3 protein-coding genes are annotated in these 3,703 nt (G+C 40.5%); 2 read left to right on the top strand and 1 reads right to left on the bottom strand.

Annotated features, from left to right (window positions below; all coding sequences use genetic code 11):
- Complete coding sequence (locus DSM03_RS18850; protein WP_128762977.1) at window positions 1-702, bottom strand: NUDIX hydrolase; 702 nt, start codon at window positions 700-702, stop codon at window positions 1-3.
- Window positions 703-841: 139 nt separating this feature from the next.
- Here DSM03_RS18850 and DSM03_RS18845 point away from each other — a divergent pair, with 139 nt between their 5' ends.
- Window positions 842-2,332, top strand: coding sequence for a xylulokinase (locus DSM03_RS18845; RefSeq protein ID WP_128762976.1), 1,491 nt, complete (start codon window positions 842-844; stop codon window positions 2,330-2,332).
- 2 nt (window positions 2,333-2,334) lie between these two features.
- On the top strand, window positions 2,335-3,645 hold the full coding sequence (xylA, locus tag DSM03_RS18840) for a xylose isomerase (protein WP_201740482.1): 1,311 nt from the start codon (window positions 2,335-2,337) through the stop codon (window positions 3,643-3,645).
- Window positions 3,646-3,703: the final 58 nt, after the last annotated feature.

Here is a 3,703-nt window from a genome sequence, read left to right as displayed (position 1 = left end):
TTAAAACTCAAAATTAAAACCTTTTTCCAGGAGTTGTTGATAGGTTTCCGGGTTGAACTGATAGAGTTTAGCGGCTCTGTGCGAAACATCTTTTTCTTTTTCGTTCAGCGGGGTCAATAGATTCATCTTTAAGATCTTGCGTCTAAAGTTGGGTTTATCCATCTCTTTCCCAAGGATTTCTTCATAGAGATGCATCAGTTGTAACAGCGTGAATTTTTGCGGAAGCAGATTAAACCCTATGGGTTCCTGCTTGATCCTTCTACGTAGACGTTTAAGACCAATTTCTAAGATCTGAGCGTGATCATAGATCAAGTCCTTTACCTGTGAAACTTTAAACCAGGCTACTTCAGCTGCTGTCGCTCCGGCTTTAAGGTCATAATCTTCCTCTTTAATAAGTGCATAATATCCTATTGTAATTACCCGCGACAAAGGAAAACGATCCGGGTCACTAAAAGCCCGCAATTGCTCCAGATAAATATCTTTAATACCGGTTAATTCTAGCAGAAGCCTGTTTGCAGCATCATCTGTACTTTCGGTTTTATAGATCCATCCTCCGGGAAGCCCCCATTTATCTTTACTGATCCCTTCACCGTGCCGCACCAGCAGAACTTCCAGATTGCCTGCTTTAAAACCAAAAATTACACAATCTATGGTAATACTTTCTAAAATAGCAGCCTTTTCGGCTGGTGAAGGATTATTCATGAATTTAGAATTAGATCTGGGGTTTGGTTTTTTTAAGTGCTCTAAATTATAAAAATTATGCGGAATAGATTTTTATATGTATACTTGTAGTCAAATAAACTATAAGGAAGTCTTTAACGTAATTAATTCAAAAATAGCTATGTATTTTTTAGGAATCGATCTGGGAAGTTCTTCTATTAAGTTAGCTGTTCTTGATGGTCACAGTGGTAAGGCGCTTGCAAATACAACGGTACCTGAGAAGGAAATGCAAATGCATGCCCCTCAAGCCGGCTGGGCAGAACAGGACCCTGAACTCTGGTGGAACTACATCTGTGACGGAATTAAGAAATTAAAATCAGACGGTGTTGCTGTAGCTCGTATTCAGGCGATAGGGATTTCTTATCAAATGCACGGTTTAGTTTTAACCGATAAGAATCTAAAGGTTTTGCGGCCTTCTATAATCTGGTGTGACAGCCGGGCAGCACCTATAGGATCACAAATATATACTGAAAAAGGAGCCTCGTTCTTTCAGGAACGTGTGTTGCAAAGTCCGGGGAATTTTACCGCTTCAAAACTCAAATGGGTACAAAAGAATGAGCCGGAGCTATTTAAAAAGGTCGCTCATATGATGCTTCCGGGAGATTATATAGCGGCTAAATTTTCGGGTGTAGCCCAGACTAGCAAATCGGGCTTATCTGAAGCTGCCCTGTGGGATTTTAAAAAACAGAGTCTCGCTACAGAAGTATTAGAAGCGATGGAGTTGCCTCAAGATGTGATTCCTGAGATCGTTGCTAATTTTGGGATCCAGGCGCAAATAGATTTGACACTAGCTGAAGAGCTTGGCTTGTCTAAAGAGGTTAAAATAACCTACCGGGCAGGAGATCAGCCTAACAATGCGCTATCGCTTAATGTTACGCAACCGGGAGAGATCGCTACCACAGCAGGAACTTCAGCAGTGATTTATTCAGTAACAGATCAGGATGCTTCAGATACAGAAAATCGTGTGAATACTTTTTTACACGTGAACAATACAGAAAAGCAGAAGCGCAATGGTGTTTTGCTTTGTATAAACGGTTCTGGTATTCTATATCAATGGTTACGCAAGATCCTTTCAACAGAACAAGCTCAACTGATATCTTATGAGCAACTCAACAAACTGGCTTCTCAAGTTGCACCCGGCAGTGACGGGCTACTTTTTTATCCGTTTGGTAACGGGGTAGAACGTATTTTCAACAATAAAAGATCGAGCAGCGGTATTGAGAATCTCAATTTTAACCGTCACGAGACTGCTCACGTTATTAGAGCAGCCTGTGAAGGGATCGTGTTTGCTATGAACTATGGCTTTGAAGTGATGCAAACCATTGGTGCCGGAGGTTCACGGGTAAAAGCTACCCATGCCAATTTATTCTTGAGTCCGGTGTTTAGAGACATTTTTGTAAACACCACACAAACTTCATTAGAGCTTTATAATACCAATGGTGCAGAAGGAGCAGCACGCGGGGCGGCATTTGGCTTTGGTCACTATTCAAGTTTAAATGAAGCCAATCAAACTCTGGAGCTGATGGGCACTCAAGAGCCTGATTCTAGGCTCACACAAGCTTATAAAGCCTATTATCAAAACTGGAAAAACAACATTCAAATACTAGATTAATTATGAGTACCTATTTTAAAAATATCAGCAAAATCCCTTTTGAAGGAAAAGGCAGTGATAACCCTCTTGCGTTTAAATATTATGATGAAAACAAGATTGTTGCCGGCAAAACTTTAAAGGAGCATATGCGTTTTGCAATGGCTTACTGGCATACCTTAAACAATAAGGGGAATGATCCCTTTGGTGGAGATACCGAAACTTTTGAATGGGATAAAAATCCTGATCCGGTAGGCAGAGCAAAAGATAAAATGGATGCCGCTTTTGAGTTTATGACTAAAATGGGGTTACCGTATTATTGTTTTCATGATATTGATGTGGTAGACGAAGCTCCTAGCATGGCTGAGTTTGAGAAAAGAATGCATCAGCTGGTAGATTATGCAAAAGTAAAGCAGCAAGAGAGTGGTATAAAATTGCTTTGGGGTACTGCAAATCTTTTTAGTAACCCACGCTATATGAATGGTGCAGCGACTAATCCTAATTTTGATGTTTTAGCCTACGCCGGTTCTCAAATAAAAATTGCAATAGACGCTACACTAGAATTAGGCGGTGAGAATTATGTATTCTGGGGTGGTCGTGAAGGCTATATGAGTTTGTTGAATACAGATATGAAACGCGAGCAAGATCATTTGGCTCAGTTTCTGACTATATGCAGAGATTATGCGCGTAAGAATGGTTTTAAAGGAAACTTTTTGATCGAACCTAAACCGATGGAACCTACAAAACATCAATATGATTTTGACTCGGCGACCAGTTTAGGCTTTTTAAACAAATACGGCTTACAAGATGATTTTAAACTGAATATTGAAGTGAATCACGCAACACTTGCCAGTCATACATTTGAGCACGAATTGCAAGTTGCTGCAGACGCAGGAATGTTAGGAAGCATTGATGCCAACCGGGGTGACTATCAAAATGGTTGGGATACAGACCAGTTCCCTATAGATGTTTTTGAAGTTACACAAGCGATGCTTGTTATTTTAGAAAGTGGTGGTATTCAGGGAGGTGGTATTAACTTTGATGCCAAAGTACGCAGAAACTCTATAGACCTGGAAGATAAATTCATCGCCCACATTGCGGGTATGGATACCTTTGCTAGAGGGCTGATCGCAGCAGACCATATTCTTACTAACACAAAGTATAAAGCCCTACGTAAGAATAGATATGCATCTTTTGATTCTGGTGCGGGTTCTCAGTTTGAAAAAGGAGCATTGAGCTTAGAACAACTCAGTGAGCTGGGAAGAAAAACCGGAGAACCTAAAGCGATTAGCGGACAACAAGAACTCTATGAGCAAATTATAGCTAACGCGTTTTAGAAGCAAACTACTTCGGGACAAGCCCGCGAAATATTAAACTGAACGTGACAAGTCTCGA

Source organism: Leeuwenhoekiella aestuarii (assembly GCF_004104055.1).
GTDB lineage: Bacteria > Bacteroidota > Bacteroidia > Flavobacteriales > Flavobacteriaceae > Leeuwenhoekiella > Leeuwenhoekiella aestuarii.
Note: the sequence above shows the minus strand (reverse complement) of the source record. Positions and strands in the feature narration are given on the sequence as shown.